This is a genomic window from Flavobacterium lotistagni, from assembly GCF_011392125.1.
Classification (GTDB): domain Bacteria; phylum Bacteroidota; class Bacteroidia; order Flavobacteriales; family Flavobacteriaceae; genus Flavobacterium; species Flavobacterium lotistagni.
This window is the reverse complement of the sequence record NZ_JAAJBU010000005.1, coordinates 183090-203612: the sequence shown is the minus strand read 5'-3', so window position 1 is coordinate 203612 and position 20523 is coordinate 183090. Positions and strand designations below refer to the sequence as shown.

Genomic DNA, 20523 nt, shown 5'->3' with positions numbered 1-20523 from the left:
AAAAATTAACAATTACTTCATCTAAATTGCCGCTGCTCAGGGAAATTATCTATATTTTTGCGTCAACTCAATTTTAATTATTTATGAAAAATATGCTACTTTCTAAGAAAGTAAACACTTTTATGTTCTGGTGTTTCGCTTTCCTGTTGCTGTGTCTACCTATTCAAGGTTTTGCGCAGTTGTTGACAGAAAATTTCAGCTATTCTACACCGGGAAACCTACAAACGGCCGCGAGCCCGAATTGGGTCTCCCATAGTGGTTCTAGCAATTATGTTCAGTATACCAATACTGGTCTTACTTTCGCAGGTCATGCAGATTCTGGTGTTGGTGGTGCCGCCACAACTTCAAGCTCTGGTGTCGGTGATCACAACAGAAGTTTTACTTCGCAGAACTCAGGAACGGTTTACATGAGTTGTCTTGTGAATATAACAGCGGTAGGTACAAGTGGTGATTATTTTTTACACTATTACACGGCTCCGAGTACTTTTAACGTAAGGATTCACGCCAATACAAATAGTGGAAACCTCAGATTTGGAGTAGGTAAATCGGCCAACGGAACAGCCGCAACTACCAACTTTACTTTAGGGACGACCTACATGCTTGTAGCCAAGTATACTTTCATTGCCGGTGCAACTAACGACCAAGTAGATTTATGGATTTTACCCACATTTGCGGCTACTGAAAGTGCGGCTGGAGCGCCATTGCAAACCGTAACTTCCGGTGCAGATGCAGCCTCTTTAAGTGCGGTGGCTATCAGACAAGGAAATTCTCCAACGGCCACTATTGACGCCATTCGTGTAGGAACTTCATGGGCAGACGTAGCTCCATCTGCGTCATTAATTAATGGTGGTACTACTTCATCTACTGCATTTTCTACTACTTATGGAACGGCTTCAGCTTCACAGTCTTTTGCGGTTTCAGGAAGTTTGTTGTCAAATCCGCTAGTAGCTACGGCCCAAACGGGTTTTGAAGTGTCAAGAAATGATGTGGTTTCCTATGGAGCCACTGCTTCTTATACTGCTGCTGAAGCCAACGCAGGTGGTGTGGCATTCTTAGTTCGATTGAAAGACAATGCTTCGGCAGGAAATTATAATAGTCAAAATGCGGTGGTGCTTTCTAGTAGCCCAGCGCCAAGTGCTAATATTGTGACATCGAGTTCAGGAAATACCGTTTCCCAATTAGGACTTACAATCACCGGACTGAGTGCACAAGACAAAGATTTTGATGGAAATACTACGGCGACTTTAACCGGAACCGCGGTACTAAACGGAGTGCTTTTTTCTGATGATGTGGTTCTTGGAGGCACGCCGGTTGCGAATTTTTCATCTGCTGCGGTAGGAACATGGCCAGTTACAGTAACAGGTTATACCATTACAGGAACTAAAGCGGCGAATTATTCTTTGAGTCAGCCCACAGTTGCTAATGCGACTATTAACCCTTCTTCCTTAGATGATCAGGTAATTACTTTTCCTGCTCTTGGAAGCGTAGTATACGGAACAGCTAGTGTTGATTTGTTAGCTACGTCGGACAATCCGGGTGGAAATCCTATTACCTATACTAGCTCAAATACTGCGGTAGCTACTATTTCTGGAAACACTGCGGTGATTGTTGGAGCTGGAACTACTACTATTACCGCTTCTCAAGCTGGAGATGCCACGCACAATCCAGCCATTGATCAACTTCAAACTCTTACAGTAACACCACTTGGAATTACTATCACAGGAATCTCTGCTTTAGATAAACCTTATGACGGAAATACTACGGCAACTTTAACTGGAACGGCGGTTTTATCCCCAGCTCCAATTGGCAGCGATGTAGTGACTATCGCAGGTACACCAGTCGCTCAATTTGCGACGGCTAATGCTGGAACGCAAGCTGTAACAGTTACGGGTTATACCATTACTGGCGCACAAGCAGGAAATTATGCTTTAACTCAGCCCACAGTTGCTGACGCGACCATTACACAACTTTCGCAAACCATTACTTTCTTTGGAACATTGCCAGAGTTGACTACCTTAACGGCTCCTATTACTCTAAATGGTACAGCATCTTCAGGATTGGCAGTCACTTTTGAGAGTTCAAATCCTAGTGTGGCTTCGATTTCGGGCAACACTTTAACTATTCTAGGTACAGGTTTGGTAACCATTACTGCCAAGCAGGCCGGTAATACCAACTATGCGGCAGCTCCGGATTTAACTCAAACCAGAACCGTAGAAGCGGCTTTATACCTCAACCAATTCACAGGAACTTCTGCTTGCCCAACCCAAGGAAATGTTCCAGTAGTAGAGCCTAACGTTATTGGTGCAATTGCTACTCGTGGCACGATGACTTGTTCTAACCTTAATAACTCATTTAGTTCAACAGGTTTGAATGTTACTTCGAGTATTAATAACAATTCTTATGTTGAATTTGGAGCAACAGCTGCTTCAGGTTATCGATTGAATTTAACCAAAGTATCATTCCTGCGTTCCGGTAGTGGAACAGCACCAAACCAGCTTGAAGTTCGTTATAGTACTGATGGTTTTGCCACTTCAACTTCAATGAACAATACGGCACTTACCACTACAACGGCAACGCAATTGTCTTGGGATTTTGCAGATTTCAATACACCAATCTCTGGAACAGTTACTTTCCGTATTTATCCTTATGGAACACAGCGTTCTGATTTGGCTGGTGGTGCCGCAGCATCTTCAGGAACTTTCAGAGTAGATGATTTGACAATTTACGGAGCTGTAGTTTTGCCGCCACCTACTGTGGTTACCGTTACGCCGGCTACTGATATTACCATTGAGTCCGCTACTTTAACAGGTGATGTTACTTCAACTGGAGGTTCTGATGTTTTAGGAAATGGTATCTTTTATTCTATCACAGACTTTACACCTACCCTAGGAGAACCAGGAGTGATTCAATTACAGAATCCATCGCCAAGTATTGGTACGGGTACTTTTTCACTAGGAACCGGTAATGTACTATTTTCAGATACTGAATATTTCTACACAGCCTACGCCAATAGTGCGCAAGGATATGGTTACGGAGCTCCTCAAAGTTTTTACACTTTAGCCAACGTGCCAGTACAACCCAACGCGGCTACTAATATCACCACAACATCTTTTGATTTTGATTTTGATATTAGCAACAACCCAAACACTACGCAATATGCGATTCAAATCAATAGCCAATACTTGCAGGCTAATGGAACTCTTGGAGCAACTGCAGTTTGGCAATCTGCCTTTGATTGGTTGCTTTTGCCTTCGCCGCATTTAATTTCGGTAACCGGATTGAATCCTAATACTTCATATACTTATTCGGTAAAAGCCAGAAACGGAGCCAATGTAGAAACCGCTTTTGGTCCGTCGGCTTCAGTAAGTACTTTGCCAGTTACTACACCGACACTAACGGCTGATCCATTGAGTGGTTTTGGAAGCATTTGTATCAACACCACTTCTTCTGCCAACACATTCGGATTACTCGGTGAATTGCTTGAAAGCGATATCACTGTCGGACCGTTGGATGGATACACTTTCTTCAATTCCGGAACAAACACTTACGATGCATCGATTACTTTGTCGCCAGACGTGAATGGAGACTTGCTTGAAATCATTTCGGTGAAATTTACGCCAACACTTGCGCAATCTTACGATGGCAACATTCCGGTAAGTGGTGGTGGAGCGCCAACTATTTTTGTTTCAGTAACCGGATCCGGAATCAATACGCCAGCTACGGTTGTTACCGGAACTCCTACTGCGATTACTGTTATTGGAGCTACCATAGACGGTCTGACCGAAGCGGGTTGTTCGGCTATAACTGATTCAGGAATCCAGTACAGCTTGTTTAGTGATTTTGCCGGAGCTGTTCAAGTTTCAGGATTCCCAGTAACTTTAACTACTTTGACACCAAATACTTTGTATTACGTAAGAGCTTATGCCACAGATTCTTCTGCTTTAGGTATTTCTTATGGAGATGTTGAAACCTTTACTACTTTAGGTTTGACTACTGGGCCTGTAGCTACGGCTGGAACTTCTGTTTCAAGTGGTAGTTTTGTAGCCAATTGGGAAGCTGTCACCGGTGCGGAATCTTATTTATTAGATGTTAGTACCGATCCAAACTTTATTGGTGCTATCACTACTATTGCAGACTGGAATTTCCCGTTGACAAATGACAATGCTACAATTGATGGTGGTATTACTGCCAATGACGGAAAAACCTTGACTGCGGTTGGAGGTGTCGGTACTTTGTCATTTAATTCAGTTCAATCTAGTACCACTAGTGCTGCTTCAGGTGCTAGTTGGAACTCAGGAAATGGAACTAAATATTGGCAAATTGATATTTCTACTGTTGGATATTCGTCAATTAAATTGTCTTCGGCCCAACGTTCTTCTAATACAGGTCCGAAAGACTTCAAAGTGCAGTACAGTATCAATGCTGGTGGTTCTTGGGCTGATGTAAGCGGAGCGATTGTAACAGTAGGAAACAACTGGACTTCAGGAGTTTTAAGCGATATTGCTTTACCAGCAACATGTGATAATCAAGCATCGGTAATGCTCAGATGGATCATGACCAGCAATAATGCAGTCTCCGGAACTGTAGCTGCTGGTGGAACAAGCGCAATAGATTCTATTGTTGTAACAGGAAACCCTCCAAGCTTCTCGATTTATGAGAATTTATCAGTCAATGGATTGTCTCAAGCAGTTAGTGGTTTGGCTGAACTTACCGATTACTACTACCGAGTAAGAGCCTATAGCCCTAATAGCACGTCTGATTATTCCAACGTGATTCAAGTTACTACTACTGCTGCGCCACCAACTTTTGATTCTGTTTCCTACAGCGGTGCTACCGTTTGTGAAGGAGCCAACGGAACTTTTGACGTGAACGGATTGACACCGAATTTGGCATCTAGAATTTATTATAACATCAATGAAGGACCAACGCAAAGTGTGTTGACAAGTGTTGCTGATGCTAGTGGAGCGGCTACTTTTGAAATTCCGTTACCATTGTCTGCAAATTTCCAATTGCTGACTATTACTGCTGTGGAGCGCGCAGATGGTTCGTCTTCGATTGTAGTAGATTCTAATAATGTGGTTTTCATTACCGGAATCGCTGAAAATATCACTTACTATCAAGATAACGATACTGATGGTTTCGGGAATCCCGCCGTTAGTCAGTTGAGTTGTACAGGACAGCCTTCAGGTTATGTAACTGATGATACAGATTGCGATGATGAAGATGTCAATAAACACGAAACTTTTGCTTTCTATACTGATGGCGATAACGATGGATATGGCACAGGTGCAACCACTACTTCTTTGTGTGCTGTAGATGCCAATACACCTCCAACAGCAGGCTATTCAGTTAACAACACTGATTGCGACGATACAAACTCTGCTATCTACCAATTCGCTACCTTCTATGTAGATGCTGACGGTGATACTTACGGAAGTACAGCTACCGCTTCAGTTTGTTCAGGGGTGAATACGCCAGCCGGATATTCAACCAATGATTTGGATTGTGATGATACAAACCCAGCACTTAACCCAACGAACCCATGTTCAGCAGGTTCAGTAGTAAACTTGACTTTGTTTATTGAAGGCTACTACATTGGAGGCAGCACGATGAACTCAGTGAAGTTGAACCAAGATTATGTATCACCAGCAGACGAAGTAGAAGATTTGACTATCGAGTTGCATGATGCTACAAGTTATGCTTTGGTTGATACTGCGATTGGTACTTTGAAAACCGATGGTACTTTAACTTGTACGTTCAATACTGCAGCAGCAGGTTCCTACTACATCGTAGTAAAAGGTTCGAACATCATCGAGACATGGTCAGCTACTGCTCAGGCAGTGGGTACTACGCCACTTTCTTATGACTTCTCATCAGGTGCTTCACAAGCTTATGGTGATAATATGAGAGAGATTGAAACTGGAGTTTTTGCTATGTATACAGGAGATTTGAACCTAGATCAGGTAATCGATAACGCTGATTTGGATTCGATTTTCCCGGATATCGAGAATTCAAACTTCGGGGTTTTAGCTACGGATTTGAACGGAGATGGTGTTGTGGATAACGCGGATTTGGATAATGTCTTTATCAATATCGAGAATTCTATTTTCGCGAACTATCCATTCTAAAAATGGACACATTATAACAGAAAGCCCTTTCGGAAACGGAAGGGCTTTTTTGTTTAGAAGAATTGTCACAGTGATTTTTTGCTTATTTCAAATCAGTAGTTTCTTGGTTTGTGTAGTGTCCTAGCCCCGATAGAAACGAAAATCCTTTTGCTGCGGTGTTCGCAGTAAAAGATTGTAGTGAATAGCGGGAAGAAGCTTCTAAAAATAAATAGCATTAAGCCTCAATTTGACGTTAAAATCCTTACTTTTGCGGCATCAAAAAATATCGAAATTTATACTGATTGTCATGGTAAAAGATTTATTCGAGAGAATCCAAAACAATAAAGGGCCGCTGGGCAGATGGGCGTCGCAGGCCGAAGGATATTATGTATTTCCGAAACTCGATGGCGAACTTGGCCCGAGAATGCAATTTCACGGCAAACCGATTTTGAACTGGAGCTTGAACGATTATTTAGGGTTGGCCAACCATCCGGAAGTTAGAAAAGCAGATACCGATGCGGCCATCCAATACGGCGCGGCTTATCCGATGGGTGCCAGAATGATGTCTGGACACACCACCTTACACGAACAATTAGAGCAGGAATTGGCGGCTTTCGTGATGAAAGAATCCGCTTATTTGCTCAATTTTGGTTACCAAGGAATCATGTCGACCATTGATGCGCTAGTGACAAAAAATGACATTATTGTCTACGACGTAGATGCGCATGCCTGTATTATCGATGGCGTTCGCTTGCACATGGGCAAACGTTTTACCTACAAGCACAACGACCTGGATAGCATGGAGAAAAACCTGCAGCGCGCCACCAAAATGGCTTTGGAAACCGGAGGCGGAATTCTATTCATTACCGAGGGTGTTTTCGGAATGCGCGGCCAACAAGGTAAGCTGAAAGAAATCGTGGAAATGAAAAAGAAATACAATTTCCGTTTATTAGTAGACGATGCGCACGGTTTCGGAACGCTAGGAAAAACTGGCGCCGGTGCAGGTGAGGAGCAAGGTTGCCAAGACGGAATTGATGTGTATTTCTCGACTTTTGCCAAATCGATGGCGAGCATCGGGGCATTCATCGCCGCAGATAAAGACATCATTGATTATTTGAAATACAACTTGCGCTCGCAAATGTTTGCCAAGGCTTTGCCGATGATTCAAACCGTTGGTGCTTTGAAGCGTTTGGAATTGCTTAGAAGCCATCCGGAACTCAAAGACAAGTTGTGGGAAAATGTGAACGCGTTGCAAAACGGTTTGAAAGCCAGAGGTTTTGACATTGGCGATACCAATACTTGTGTCACGCCGGTTTATTTGCACGGAAGTATTCCCGAAGCAATGGTGATGGTCAACGATTTGCGCGAGAATTACGGAATTTTCTTGTCGATTGTAGTTTATCCGGTAATCCCGAAAGGCATTATTTTGTTGCGTATGATTCCGACGGCTTCACACACTTTGGCCGATATCGACGAAACCTTGACAGCGTTCGAAGCCATTCGTGAGAAATTGACCAACGGAACTTACAAAGCGATAGCCGAGAAAACGACAGTTGATGTCAGTTAGCAATAATTAATATTGAATAATTAATAATGGCGCTTCGGAAACGGGGCGCTTTTTTTTACTCCAACATGAATTATTAATTATTAACTATTCATTATTAATTAACTTCATGTACGTTCTTCTTCTTCTAGTCACCCGCGGATCGACGTGTTTCCAGAGGTTGTGGATGGCGTGATTTTCTTCAAGTTCCGGTGTTCGGATACAATTGGTAATTCCTTTGGCTTTGAAAGTTTTGTAATATTCGTCGAAAATAATCGCCGTGATGCCTTTGCTTTGGTACTCAGGTGCTACACCTATCAAATAGAACAATACTTCCTTGCTGTGCTTTCGGGCTTGTAGTAAATGATACCAACCAAAGGGAAACAACTTGCCTTTCGATTTTTGCAAAGCCTCTGAAAATGAAGGCATCACAATACTGAAGGCAATCAAGGTGTCATTTTTATCGACAATGAATTTAATATATTCCGGGTTGATAAATGGAATGTATTTCTTCTTGAAATATTCGCGCTGTACATCGGTAATGGCCACAAACGAAGCCAGATTCGCGTAGGTCGTGTTGAACAAATCGAACATTTTGTCAACATAGGGCATGATGTCTTTGGTTCGCGTGAAATTCAGTGGAGTGAGTTGGTAGCGTTTCTTTACCAAATCGTTGACTTTCACAAAAAACGACGGGTCGACCAAATCGAACGAAAAGTTGCTTTCGAAATATTCTTTTTCTTTCACAAAACCCAATTGCTCCAAATGGGAAACATAGTAAGGATAGTTGTACCATGTAATCATCGAACCGATAAAATCAAAACCTTGACTGAGCACGCCAACTTTGTCTAAGTTGGAAAATCCCATTGGGCCTTCGGCATGTTCGAGTTGGTGTTGTTTGCCGAGTTCAAATACTTTTTCGAGCAGGGCTTGGGTCACTTCAACTTCATCAATCACATCCCACCAACCAAAACGGACCTTCTTTTTGCCTTGCAGATTGACTTCATTCCAGTTGATGATGGCTGCAATTCGTCCGACAATTTCACCGTTTTTATAGGCTAAGTATAAATGGGCTTCGGCGGTTTGTAGTGCGGGATTTTTGTTGTTGTCGAAGGTTTCCATTTCTTCGCCTATGAGCGGCGGCACCCAATACGGATGGTTCTCATAGAGCGAAAACGGAAACATTACAAACGACTTGAGTTGCTTTTTGCTGGAAACTTTTTCAATGGTAATCATAGTGTGGGATTTTGGCGTTTACAAAATTTTTTCGTGTTGGATATTAATCGGTGTGCGCATTTAATTTACAGGCGTGCTTTCGATGGCATCTTTGCGCTTTTTGTTTTCCTGTTTCTTTTTTTCTTCGTCTTTTTTCTGCTTTTTCGATTTGCCGTCGTTCTTTTCTTCTTTCGGCGAGCGCAACATGACTTCAGTATAATTGTCATCAAAACGCCAAGAAACGCCGATTCCGCCAAAAACTAAATTGGGTTCTGCCTGAAAATTACTGGCAATGGAAGCATCTACCTGAAGGTTCTGCCAAAGCAAATATGCCGCGCCGGTACGGAAATAATGGTCTTTGTAAAATTCACCGTTGAAGCCCTGAATTTCTACAAAACCCGATAATCTGGCATTAAAACCGCGGGTCATGGTCAGCACATAATCAATTGATCTTCTCTGTGATGGGAATTTATCCAGAATGATATTGGTCAAAAAGGTATAACGACCGAACTGGTTTTGTGTAAGAATCATGCCTTTGGTGCTGAAATCTTCATCCTTGGGTTGGCCTTTGCGTAGGAATTTGTCTTTGTTGGTGTTGATGTTAATGCCGCCGTAAAGTGCAACCGCCGGAATGAATTGCCTCCAGTTGAATTTGTGGTTGGCTTTCCAACTGTATAAATTGGGTTTCGGGTCGTAGTTTCTTTCCGGATCATAAATCAAGAATTTCGCCCCAAGCAAAACCCTTCTGAAACCTGTATTGTGAATGTCTGTAGTTGGTGTGCTATAGGTTTCATTTGCATAGTCAAAAGTAGCAATGGCTTCGAGTTGTTCGAAAAAAACACCATAACGTAAAGTCAAATCGCTGGCCCAAGTTTCCGCTTCATAATTGGCATCATCGTACTTTTCTTGGATGCGGTTGATGCCTAATTCGGTTTGAAAAACAGTTTTTCCCACTGAAAAAGCAGCCATCGATTGTCCTGGACGATTGGAATTGATTACATCGGTGAATTGTGCAAAGGAAATGCTGGTGCCGCAAAGCAAAAACAACGAAACAAAAGGCTTGATTTTTAACATAGAAGCAGGTTTAAATAAGTGCCGGGTCAACTCGCTCAAAAGTACTATTAATTTATTATTTATTTAAGAGCACGGAACTTTTGATTTCATAAATTTGTTGAAATTTTTTACAGACGATGCAAACAGCTTCATTCGCGGGTTTTATCAAAACCATCTGCTATATCATCTTGTTTTACTATATCGTGAAGTTTCTCGCGCGATTATTCCTTCCGGTATTGGTAAAGAAAGTTGTCGAGAAAGCCGCCGGTAATTTTCAGCAGCAATACCAATCGCAATACCAGCAACAACAGGCCTATTCAAGCCAACAAGACGAAATTATCTACGATGCGACCAAGGCAACCAAACCTCGCGAAACTAAAAAAGTAGGCGAGTACGTGGATTACGAGGAGCTCAATTAAAATCAAATCCTAGATTCGATTCTTCGTAGTTTTTGACTATTTTTGGCAGGTATTAATCTAATCGATGCTACGCGTTAGCACTGCCTTTCAGCTATGGATTTTCTCAAAAAGTATTATGCTCACGCCTTGTTTATACTTGGCTTTGTTTTGGTTTCCTGTATTTATTTCTATCCGGTACTTCAGGGCAAGAAGATATTCCAATCCGATATTGTGCAATACACTGGAATGGCCAAAGAGCAGAACGATTTTCGCGCAACACATCACGCCGAACCATACTGGACCAACGCTGCTTTTGGCGGTATGCCTACTTATCAGTTGGGCGCCAATTATCCACACGAATACATTAGTAAATTAGACCATGTTTTAAGATTTCTACCACGTCCGGCCGATTATCTTTTCCTTTATTTTGTGGGCTTCTACGTGTTGTTATTGGTATTGCGAACCGAGCCATTGACCGCTTTTTTTGGAGCTTTGGCTTTCGGTCTTTCCACTTATTTGATTGTCATTCTCGGGGTCGGGCACAATGCTAAAGCGCACGCCATTGCCTATATGCCGTTGGTGGTGGCTGGTGTTTTATTGGTTTACAAAAAGCGATTTGTCGTCGGCGGAATTTTAACGATGATTGCCGCAGCACTTGAAATCAATGCGAACCACTTTCAGATGACTTATTATTTGTTGCTGCTGTTGCTGATAATTTCGGGGTTTTTCATCTGGAATTTCATAAAGGAAAAACAATTTAAAACCCTAGCAACGGCGGTAGGTGTTTTTGTTTTGGCTGGAATTTTAGCCATTGGTGTAAATGCGACCAACCTCATGGCAACGGCAGAATACGCTAAGTTTAGTACGCGTGACAAAAGCGAGCTCACCTACAACCCTGATGGCACGCCCAACACCACTAAAAATGCGATGAGCAATGACTATATCACCGAATACAGTTATGGTATTGCCGAAAGTATGAATGTATTTGCGCCCAGACTTTTCGGAGGTTCTAATGCAGAGAACGTCGGCACCGATAGCGCCATGTACGAGTTCATTGTTAGCCAGAATGTTCCCGAAGCCCAAGCCAAAGATTTCGTTTCAGCCATGCCCACTTATTGGGGCGATCAGCCTATCGTGGCGGCTCCGGCCTATATTGGCGCGGTAATTTTCTTTCTTTGCATATTGGCATTTTTTGTGTCCAAACGTCGAATTCGATATGCTTTTTTAACCGCAGCTATCATTTCCTTGATGCTTTCATGGGGAAAAAACTTCTCTGCACTCACCGATTTCTGTATCGAATATTTACCGATGTACAACAAGTTCCGCGCAGTTTCGTCGATACAGGTCATTCTGGAGTTGTGCGCTCCGGTGCTGGCTATTCTTGGTTTACAAGCCTTTTTGAAAGCCGAAAAATCACAGCAATGGAAAGCCTTGTGGCAATCTGGCGCGATAGGTTTAGGAATTTTAGGCTTATTGTTTTTTGCGAAAGGATCTTTCGAGTTTGCTGGGCCATCGGATGCTTATTATTTGCAATCTTACGGGCCGGAGTTCGTTGACGCTTTGAAGTCGGATCGAAAGAGTTTGTATTCAGCCGATTTATTGCGCAGCGGATTTTTCATTGCTTTGGTTTCGTTGATTCTTTGGCTGTTCTATAAAGAGCGTGTGGCGAGAAATACGGCCATTATTTTGTTGGGTTTGCTGATGGTTTCAGATCTGTTTTTTGTAGATAAAAATTACCTCAGCAGCAAGGATTTTGTGAGTGCTGCACAAGTAGACGTTCCGTTTGAAGCCACGCAAGCCGATTTGATGATCCAGCGTGATACGGCAAACTACAGGGTTTTTGAAATTGATGGCAATTTGTCGAGTGCTCGGTCGTCGTATTTTCATAAATCTATCGGTGGATATCATGCCGCTAAGCCACGAAGAATGCAGCAGTTGTTCGATTATCAGATTGCCAAGAACAATATGAATGTACTCGATATGCTCAATGTGCGTTACGTTTTGCAAGCCGATACTTCGGGCACAGTTTACCCAAGATTGAACCAATATGCCAATGGCAATGCTTGGTTTGTGCAGCGCGTGAAATTCGCTCAAAACGCAGATCAAGAAATGAAAGATCTCGACAGCCTCGACACTAAAAATATCGCCGTGGTCAACCAGAAAGAGTTCGGCTCGATGCTCGTGCACCAGAATTTCCAGAAAGACAGTTTGGCCTACATCAGTTTGAAATCCTACGAACCCAATCATTTAAAATACCGTTCTAATAATAGCCATGATGGTTTGGCTGTATTCTCCGAAATGTATTACAAAGACGGATGGAATGCCTACATCGATGGGAAAAAAGTACCACACCTGAGAGTCGATTACGCTTTGCGTGCCTTACCCATTCCGTCCGGTAAGCATGAAATTGAATTCAAGTTTGAACCGCAAGTAGTGAAAACCGGAAGTACCATTTCTTTAGCCAGTTCGGTGCTGATGCTGGTGGTTATTGTGGGCGGTTTGTATGCAGAAAGAAGAAAGCTTTGGTTCGGAAAGCCCTCAGCCAATAACGAATAAAGCCAATGAAAAAAGTACTGATTGTTACCTATTATTTTCCTCCAGCCGGCGGACCAGGGGTACAGCGGTGGCTTAAATTCGTAAAATATTTGCCGGATTACCAGATTCAGCCCGTGGTGTACGTTCCCGAGAATCCTTCCTATCCGATATTGGATGAAGGTTTACAGGAAGATATTTCGGCACAGGCAATTATTATCAAAAGACCAATTTTTGAACCCTATGGTTTAGCTTCAGTTTTCTCAAAAAATAAAACCAAGAAAATCAGTGCAGGCATTATTCCCAACGAGCGCAAAATGACTACCGTTGATAAGTTCCTGCTTTGGATTCGCGGCAATTTTTTTATACCTGATGCCCGTGTTTTTTGGGTGAAACCTTCAGTCGCTTACCTAAAAAAATACCTTCAAGAAAATCAAATTGATACCGTAATCACTACTGGCCCGCCGCACAGTTTGCACCTTATCGGGATGAAACTAAAAGCACAATTGCCCATTCGTTGGATTGCCGATTTTCGCGACCCTTGGACCACCATCGGCTATCATGACAAACTCCGACTGTCTGATTATGCCGAGAACGAACACAAAAATTTAGAACGTCAAGTCCTTCATACCGCCGATTCGATTATTGTGACCAGCAAAAGTACCAAGTTGGAGTTTCAGAAGAAAACCAACCAACCCATCACAGTCATTACCAATGGTTACGATTCAGAAAATGTAGGCAAACAAAACTTGGATGCAAAATTTTCTTTGGCACATATCGGTTCGTTTTTGTCTGAACGCAATCCGGTGATTCTTTGGCAAGCTTTGTCTGATTTGGTCAAAGAGGTTCCGGGTTTTTCCAGCCATTTAGAATTGAAACTCATCGGAACCATCAGCAAGGAAATTCACGAAACCATGCACAGTTATAACCTAGCTGAGTATGTGAACGATTTGGGTTATGTTTCGCATCAGGAAGCTTTGGTGCACCAGCGCAAATCACAAGTCTTGTTGCTCATCGAAATTAACTCGCGAAATACCATTAGTATCATTCCGGGCAAGCTTTTCGAATATATGGTTTCAGGTCGTCCGATAGTGGCTATTGGCCCGCGAAGCTCTGATTTTGCCGAGATTATCCAAAGCACCAACACCGGAAGTTTCTTCGATTATTCTGACAAAGAAGGTTTGAAAAAAACTATTCTGGCGCTCTACGAATCTTATCTCAACGGTACTTTAAAAGTGAATGCCGTGGGCTTGGAAGCTTATTCCAGAAAAAAACTCACCGAACGATTGGCGGAATTAATCTTGCAACAAAATCCGTCCTAGATCATGGGAATTGTGCTGAACCAATCGATTAAAAACACCTTGATTACCTATTTTGGTTTTGCTATTGGTGCGGTCAATGCCTTGTTTTTGTACACTCATTTTTTAGGAAAAACCCATTACGGCATGGTGGCTTTTTTGCTTTCGGCGGCCAACATCATGATGCCACTAATGGCTTTTGGCGTGCACAATACGCTAATCCGATTTTATTCGCGTTGCCAAAACGAAACCCAGCGCGAGCAATTCCTGAGTTTTATGCTTTGGATGCCACTTTTGCTAATTATACCCATTACGTCGATTACTTTCTTTTTCTATGATGAAATCGCCTTTTATATTTTAAAGGAAAACCCGACGGTAAGGCCGTTCTTGTGGCTGATTCCCCTCATCGGGATTTTTATGGGCTACTTTGAAGTGTATTACGCTTGGGTAAAAGTGCACATGCAATCGGTTTTTGGCAACTTCATTAGCGAAGTATTGGTGCGCTCAGTAGTGATGCTGATGCTTTTTGCCGTGCATTGGGATTGGCTCAGCAAAGACGATTTTATTTACGGGTTGGCTTTGGCTTATTTGCTGCAATTTGTGATGATGAAAAGCTATGCGATGTATGTGAAAATGCCCGTTTTGCAATTCAAAATTCCGCACAACAGCAAAGAGATTTTCGGTTACTCGTTCTTTATTATCCTTTCAGGCAGCGTAGCGGTTTTGCTCATGGATTTCGACAAAGTCATGATTCCGGCTTACGAGAATATTTCGAGCAATGCCTTGTATTCGGTAGCGATTTTCATTGCGACGGTTATTGCAGTGCCGAGCCGCGCGATGTTGCAAATTATTTATCCGATTACGGCCAAACTCATGAGCGAAAACAAGCTTGGTGAATTGCAAGATTTATATCAGAAAAGTGCCATCAACCTGCAAGTTTTTGGAGGTTTGATTATGTTAGGAATTTTTCTGAACATCAAACAAATTTATCTGTTGGTTCCGCCGGAATACAGCGGCGGGATTTGGGTGGTTTTTTTAATCGGCCTTTCGAAGTTTTACGATGTCATTTTGGGCAATAACAACGCTATTATTCTCAATACGAAATATTACCGTTGGGTTTTGTTTTTTGGCGTGATGCTCGTGGTGCTGATTATTGGGTTGAACATGATTTTTATTCCGCTCTACGGTATCGTCGGTGCTGCGTTGGCGACGCTGATTTCGGTAATCATTTACAATTCGGTCAAACTTTGGTTTGTGGTCAGTAAGATGAATTTGTTTCCGTTCACCCAACAGACTTTGCGCTCTTTTGCGATTATTGCCATAGTGTTTCTATTGTTTTATTTTTGGGATTTTCCGTTTCACCCAATTCCGAGCATCATGCTGAAATCGGGTTTGATTACCGCAGTTTATGTTTTCTGGAATTACCGTTGGAAAATTTCTGCCGAAGTGAATGAAGTCATCGATGGGTTCTTGCATAAGCTGAAGCCCTAGCCCTGATATTTAGCTTCGCTCAGTTCGGCTAAAGCCTCGGGTAGATATTAAGAGGAGACCCGAGACCATAGGTCGAATTGTATGGAGCGATAGCGGAATAAAAGTCCAGTGGACTTCAGATTTGATATTAAGAGGAGGAAGTCCAGTGGACTTCAGGTATTAGGCCTGATTTTCAATTAAGAAACAATGTTCTTGATTTTTACTAAAGCCCTAGCCCTGATGGAAGCGGCAGCCCGCAGCTTGCGAGGACTATAGCGCACAGCAGGTTCCCGGCTCCAAAAAAAAATCCCGCTTACCATATTGCTACAGCCAGCGGGACTTTTAACCAATTAATTATAAAACCCAATTTTTATAATTTATGAACGCTTTAAGTTTTCAATTATTATACCAAACTAAAATTGATTTCGTTAAAAAAATAACTTTGAGCGCCTTTAGCTTTGATTAAATTTTTTACTTTTGGCGAAAATTCCCCAAAGCAATGAAGTATTTCATTTTCAGTTTATTACTTTTTTTCGGTTTGAATACAGTGGCGCAAACCACTCCAGCGAAGGTCAACGAGCAGCGCCGTTTCAACTCTGACAGCCGACTGTTTTATGTATGGAATCCGGAGCGTGATGCTTATGATTTGAAAGATACCGAGTATGAAAGTTCGGTGATTGACATCCGCGAGATCAACACCAAGAGCAATGGTTATATAGTAATTAGTTTGACAGACGACGGCAAAACGCGTTTGTACCATGGCTCGATTGTAAACTATTCTATAGATGACGAAGGCGTAGCAACTTGGATCCTGCGTTCGAAAAGTGCGCGAGGCAAAGTAGCGCTCGACCCGAAGAAAAAGAAAATCACCTATTCTTTTGAAAGCAATGAAACGCGTTATGTGAAGATTTTTGTGTTCAATTTATTCTTTGCCGGTGACGAAAACCCGAGCGAACAGAGCGAGTAAGTTGTTCAGTATTAAATAGGCGCCTTGATGAGTTGTTCTTGTCAAGGCGCAATTTTTTATAGTTTGTCTTTGAGGTATTTTCCGGTTACCGATTGTTTGTTCTTGGCTATTTCTTCAGGTGTGCCGATGGCGAGAAGCTGCCCGCCGTTTTCGCCGCCTTCAGGGCCAAGATCAATAATATGATCGGCGCATTTAATCAGATCGAGATTGTGCTCAATAACAATGATCGAATGGCCTTTGTCAATGAGTGCGTCGAAAGATTTCAAGAGTTTTTTGATGTCGTGAAAATGCAAACCCGTCGTTGGTTCGTCAAATACGAAAAGGGCTTTGTCTTTGGTGCTTCCTTTCACTAAAAAAGAAGCGAGTTTGATGCGTTGTGCCTCGCCACCGGAAAGTGTTGACGAAGATTGCCCTAATTGCACATAACCCAAACCTACATCTTGCAATGGCTGTAGTTTCTGAATAATTTTGGTTTGTTTGGCTGCACTAAAAAATGCAATAGAATCGTCGATGGTCATCGTGAGAATGTCGTCGATGTTTTTGCCTTCGAAATACACTTCGAGAATTTCCTTTTTAAAACGTTTGCCGCCACAAGTGTCACAAGGTAAATGGACATCAGCCATAAACACCATTTCTACATTAATCGAGCCTTCACCGCTACAGGTTTCGCATCGTCCGCCGTCTACATTGAACGAAAAATGCTTGGGCTGATACCCGCGAATTTTCGAGAGTTTCTCTTTGGCAAATACCTCGCGAATGTCGTCATAAGCTTTAATGTAAGTCACTGGGTTTGAACGCGAACTGCGGCCAATCGGGTTTTGGTCTACGTATTCTATATGTTGGATTTTGTGGTAATAACCGCGCAATTCGGTAAATTGTCCGGCTTTCTCGCCAATGCCTTCAAGTTTTTTTTGCATCGCCGGGAAAAGGATTTTTTTCACGAGTGTACTTTTTCCACTACCCGATACACCAGTGATTACGGTAAGTACTTCAAGCGGAAAACGAACATCGACATTCTGCAAATTATTTTCGCGTGCACCGAGAATTTCAATATAGTTACTCCATTTTCGTCTGGCTTTAGGCACCGCAATTTCCATCGTACCGTTGAGGTATTGCGCCGTCAAAGAACCGGATTTTGCAATTTCTTTGTAAGTGCCTTGGGCTACGAGATTACCACCAAATGTTCCGGCTTCTGGGCCAATGTCGATAATCATGTCGGCGGCTTTCATGATGTCTTCGTCATGCTCGACCACAATGACTGTGTTGCCTAAATCGCGAAGGGAAACCAATACTTTAATCAAGCGTTCGGTATCTTTCGGATGCAGGCCAATACTCGGTTCGTCCAGAATATACATCGACCCGACCAGACTGCTGCCGAGCGATGTGGCTAAATTGATGCGCTGTGATTCACCGCCGGAAAGTGAAGCCGAATTTCGATTGAGCGTGAGATAATCCAAACCGACATCGACCAAGAAACCCAGTCGGTTGTTGATTTCCGTTAACAAACGTTTGGCTACTTTTTGATCGAATTCGTTTAAGGTTAGTTCTTTGAAAAAAGCCGCTAATTTTCGGATTGGTAAATCGACCAAATCTGAAATGGTTTGACCACCGATTTTCACGTAGGAAGCCTCAACGCGCAACCGTTTGCCTTTACACGAATAGCATTTGGTTTTGCCCCGATAACGCGAGAGCATTACACGGTTTTGGATTTTATAGTTTTTTTCTTCGAGTTCTTTAAAGAAATCGTTCAAACCTTGGAAATATTCGTTTCCGGTCCAGAGCAAATCCTTTTGTTGTTCGGTTAACTGGTAATAAGGTTTGTGGATAGGAAAATCGAATTTATACGCATGCTTGACCAGTTCGTCGCGGTACCAGCCCATGCTTTCGCCACGCCAAGGGAAAATCGCATTTTCATAAACAGACAAAGCGGTATTGGGAATGACCAGTTCCGCATCGATGCCGATGATATTGCCATAGCCTTCGCAAACCGGGCAAGCGCCGTACGGATTGTTGAAACTGAACAAATGCACGTTGGGTTCCAAAAAGGTAATCCCGTCAAGCTCGAAATTGTTGCTGAACGAAAACCGCTCTTTGCCTTCGAGCGCTTGCAAATAGCATTCACCTTTGCCTTCGAAAAAAGCGGCCTGAACCGCATCAGACAGACGGTTGTAGAATGCTTCTTCGTCTTTAACCACAATTCGGTCGACAATCAGCAACACTTCTTTTGCTTTTGGGTTTAAACTGCCAAGATCATCCAAACGAATCGTTTCGCCATCAGCCCAAATCCGGGAAAAACCTTGTTGCAACAAAGTATTGAGTTTTTCTTCGAGTTTTCTTCCGGCCTCCAAATAAATCGGAGCGAGCAGCAACCATTTACTGTCTAGGGTAAACGTTTTGACGGTATCAATCACATCGGTTACCGAATCTTTTTTGACTTCGCGACCCGAAACGGGCGAATAGGTTTTCCCGATTCGGGCAAAGAGCAATTTGAGGTAATCGTAAATTTCGGTCGACGTACCGACTGTAGAACGCGCATTGGTGGTGTTCACTTTTTGCTCAATGGCAATCGCCGGGGCAATACCTTTAATATATTCTACTTTCGGTTTGTCTAAACGGCCCAAAAACTGACGCGCATACGAAGACAAACTCTCCACATAACGGCGTTGGCCTTCGGCATATAAAGTATCAAAGGCCAATGACGATTTTCCGGAACCCGAAAGCCCGGTAATGACCACCAGTTGGTTTCTTGGAATGGCGACATCGAGGTTTTTCAGGTTGTGTACCTGAGCGCCTTTTATGATAATATTTTTCTTGGGTTCGAGTGTGGCAAAATCCGTTGTTTTCATAGCAGTAAATAGAGAGCGCAAAGATAATTAAATAAGCCCTTGCGGTAAATAATACCATTTCATAAATATTTCAGAAAGAAAAACAGTCGATTGCTGAAAAGCTTGAAAATTCGACAGTGTTTTACAGTTTATTGTGCCAAAATTGTTAAAATTTCCGGTTTTATTTGTTTTTTAAAAAAGAATAGTACTACATTTGGCTTCATATTAATCCCACATTAACATATAGCCTATAGCGCAAAACTACTTTTTAGAGCTTGTTCTCAACATTTATTATTTCAAACTAAAAGGTAATTTTATGGCTAATGTTCAAACCCCAGATGCATTATTGGTAAAAAATTATGTGGCAGGTGATGAAAGCGCTTTGGCTACATTAATCAACAGACACCAATCTAAGATTTACGGTTTTATCTTCTCTAAGATAGCCGACCGTGATCTCACCGACGATATTTTTCAAGACACTTTTATTAAGGTAATCAAAACCTTAAAGTCTAATTCCTATAACGAAGAAGGAAAGTTTCTTCCTTGGGTGATGCGTATTGCACACAACTTGATCATCGACCATTTTCGTAAAAACAAAAAGATGCCGATGTTTCGCGAAACAGAAGAGTTTTCGATTTTCTCAATCATGTCAGACGGTTCGCACACCATCGAAAACCAAATGATTACCGAGCAAGTCGAAAAAGACCTAAAGAAACTTATCGAGGAATTGCCCGAAGACCAAAAGCAAGTATTGGTGATGCGCATTTATCAAGATTTGAGTTTCAAAGAAATTTCTGAAATCACCGGCGTGAGTATCAATACCGCCTTAGGTAGAATGCGTTACGCGCTGATGAACTTGCGAAAAGTAATCGATAAGCACCAAATTATTTTAACCAATTAACAATAATAGAAATATTGTTGCGTTGTGGTACAAATAACACCTCAAACAACAATATATGGCAAAAATTTACTCTAAAGAAACATTAGTTACGCCTTCTATGAAACCAAAAAAAGAAACTGTTTCTTTTTTGCTGAATTACTCTAAAGCTTTGAGCTTTCTAAAAGTGGGTAACCTAAAACTCGAAGTCATCGCTAATTAAGAAATATCCCGGTTT

General features: G+C 42.2%; 12 protein-coding genes. 9 read left to right on the top strand and 3 right to left on the bottom strand.

The genetic code is table 11. The annotated features are described in order from the left end of the window. Positions 1–83 precede the first annotated feature (83 nt). Both G4D82_RS08065 and G4D82_RS08060 read left to right on the top strand, forming a co-directional pair. A complete protein-coding gene (locus G4D82_RS08065; RefSeq protein WP_166336435.1) occupies positions 84–6128 on the top strand; it encodes a YDG domain-containing protein in 6045 nt (2014 codons plus the stop codon). A gap of 286 nt (positions 6129–6414) precedes the next feature. Continuing rightward, positions 6415–7674: an aminotransferase class I/II-fold pyridoxal phosphate-dependent enzyme gene (locus tag G4D82_RS08060; RefSeq protein ID WP_166336432.1), complete on the top strand. Its 1260-nt coding sequence runs from the start codon at positions 6415–6417 to the stop codon at positions 7672–7674. Between the two features lie 84 nt (positions 7675–7758). Here G4D82_RS08060 and G4D82_RS08055 read toward each other — a convergent pair whose 3' ends face one another. Further along, positions 7759–8886: a GTP cyclohydrolase gene (locus tag G4D82_RS08055; protein ID WP_166336430.1), complete on the bottom strand. Its 1128-nt coding sequence runs from the start codon at positions 8884–8886 to the stop codon at positions 7759–7761. 60 nt (positions 8887–8946) lie between these two features. Next, positions 8947–9939: a transporter gene (locus tag G4D82_RS08050; RefSeq protein WP_207788146.1), complete on the bottom strand. Its 993-nt coding sequence runs from the start codon at positions 9937–9939 to the stop codon at positions 8947–8949. 116 nt (positions 9940–10055) lie between these two features. Between G4D82_RS08050 and G4D82_RS08045 the strand changes: the two genes are divergently transcribed. The 5 genes from G4D82_RS08045 (at position 10056) to G4D82_RS08025 (ending at position 16583) form a co-directional block, all read left to right on the top strand. Next, positions 10056–10337 (top strand): DUF4834 family protein, encoded by a 282-nt coding sequence (locus tag G4D82_RS08045; RefSeq protein ID WP_166336428.1) that lies wholly within the window; start codon positions 10056–10058, stop codon positions 10335–10337. Positions 10338–10430: 93 nt separating this feature from the next. Continuing rightward, entirely contained in the window at positions 10431–12872 is a 2442-nt protein-coding gene (locus tag G4D82_RS08040) for a YfhO family protein (RefSeq protein ID WP_166336426.1), read from the top strand. Positions 12873–12877: 5 nt separating this feature from the next. Continuing rightward, positions 12878–14170, top strand: a complete 1293-nt coding sequence (locus tag G4D82_RS08035) for a glycosyltransferase (protein ID WP_166336424.1) — start codon at positions 12878–12880, stop codon at positions 14168–14170. A gap of 3 nt (positions 14171–14173) precedes the next feature. Further along, positions 14174–15637: a lipopolysaccharide biosynthesis protein gene (locus G4D82_RS08030; protein WP_166336422.1), complete on the top strand. Its 1464-nt coding sequence runs from the start codon at positions 14174–14176 to the stop codon at positions 15635–15637. A gap of 478 nt (positions 15638–16115) precedes the next feature. Next, positions 16116–16583, top strand: a complete 468-nt coding sequence (locus tag G4D82_RS08025; protein ID WP_166336421.1) for a hypothetical protein — start codon at positions 16116–16118, stop codon at positions 16581–16583. Between the two features lie 56 nt (positions 16584–16639). Here the strand turns inward: G4D82_RS08025 and uvrA are convergent, their stop codons facing one another. Continuing rightward, positions 16640–19429: an excinuclease ABC subunit UvrA gene (gene uvrA, locus G4D82_RS08020; RefSeq protein ID WP_166336419.1), complete on the bottom strand. Its 2790-nt coding sequence runs from the start codon at positions 19427–19429 to the stop codon at positions 16640–16642. A 295-nt stretch (positions 19430–19724) separates the two neighbouring features. Here uvrA and G4D82_RS08015 point away from each other — a divergent pair, with 295 nt between their 5' ends. Together G4D82_RS08015 and G4D82_RS08010 are read left to right on the top strand one after the other, a co-directional pair. Beyond that, positions 19725–20309, top strand: coding sequence for an RNA polymerase sigma factor (locus G4D82_RS08015; protein WP_166336417.1), 585 nt, complete (start codon positions 19725–19727; stop codon positions 20307–20309). Positions 20310–20364: 55 nt separating this feature from the next. After that, entirely contained in the window at positions 20365–20508 is a 144-nt protein-coding gene (locus tag G4D82_RS08010; protein WP_166336415.1) for a hypothetical protein, read from the top strand. The last annotated feature ends 15 nt before the right edge of the window (positions 20509–20523 follow it).

Excerpts from the sequence above, each read along its gene's own strand:
- G4D82_RS08065 (WP_166336435.1), top strand. The coding sequence starts at position 84 with ATGAAAAATATGCTACTTTCTAAGAAAGTAAACACTTTTATGTTCTGG.
- G4D82_RS08060 (WP_166336432.1), top strand. The coding sequence starts at position 6,415 with ATGGTAAAAGATTTATTCGAGAGAATCCAAAACAATAAAGGGCCGCTG.
- G4D82_RS08055 (WP_166336430.1), bottom strand. The coding sequence starts at position 8,886 with ATGATTACCATTGAAAAAGTTTCCAGCAAAAAGCAACTCAAGTCGTTT.
- G4D82_RS08050 (WP_207788146.1), bottom strand. The coding sequence starts at position 9,939 with ATGTTAAAAATCAAGCCTTTTGTTTCGTTGTTTTTGCTTTGCGGCACC.
- G4D82_RS08045 (WP_166336428.1), top strand. The coding sequence starts at position 10,056 with ATGCAAACAGCTTCATTCGCGGGTTTTATCAAAACCATCTGCTATATC.
- G4D82_RS08040 (WP_166336426.1), top strand. The coding sequence starts at position 10,431 with ATGGATTTTCTCAAAAAGTATTATGCTCACGCCTTGTTTATACTTGGC.
- G4D82_RS08035 (WP_166336424.1), top strand. The coding sequence starts at position 12,878 with ATGAAAAAAGTACTGATTGTTACCTATTATTTTCCTCCAGCCGGCGGA.
- G4D82_RS08030 (WP_166336422.1), top strand. The coding sequence starts at position 14,174 with ATGGGAATTGTGCTGAACCAATCGATTAAAAACACCTTGATTACCTAT.
- G4D82_RS08025 (WP_166336421.1), top strand. The coding sequence starts at position 16,116 with ATGAAGTATTTCATTTTCAGTTTATTACTTTTTTTCGGTTTGAATACA.
- uvrA (WP_166336419.1), bottom strand. The coding sequence starts at position 19,429 with ATGAAAACAACGGATTTTGCCACACTCGAACCCAAGAAAAATATTATC.
- G4D82_RS08015 (WP_166336417.1), top strand. The coding sequence starts at position 19,725 with ATGGCTAATGTTCAAACCCCAGATGCATTATTGGTAAAAAATTATGTG.
- G4D82_RS08010 (WP_166336415.1), top strand. The coding sequence starts at position 20,365 with ATGGCAAAAATTTACTCTAAAGAAACATTAGTTACGCCTTCTATGAAA.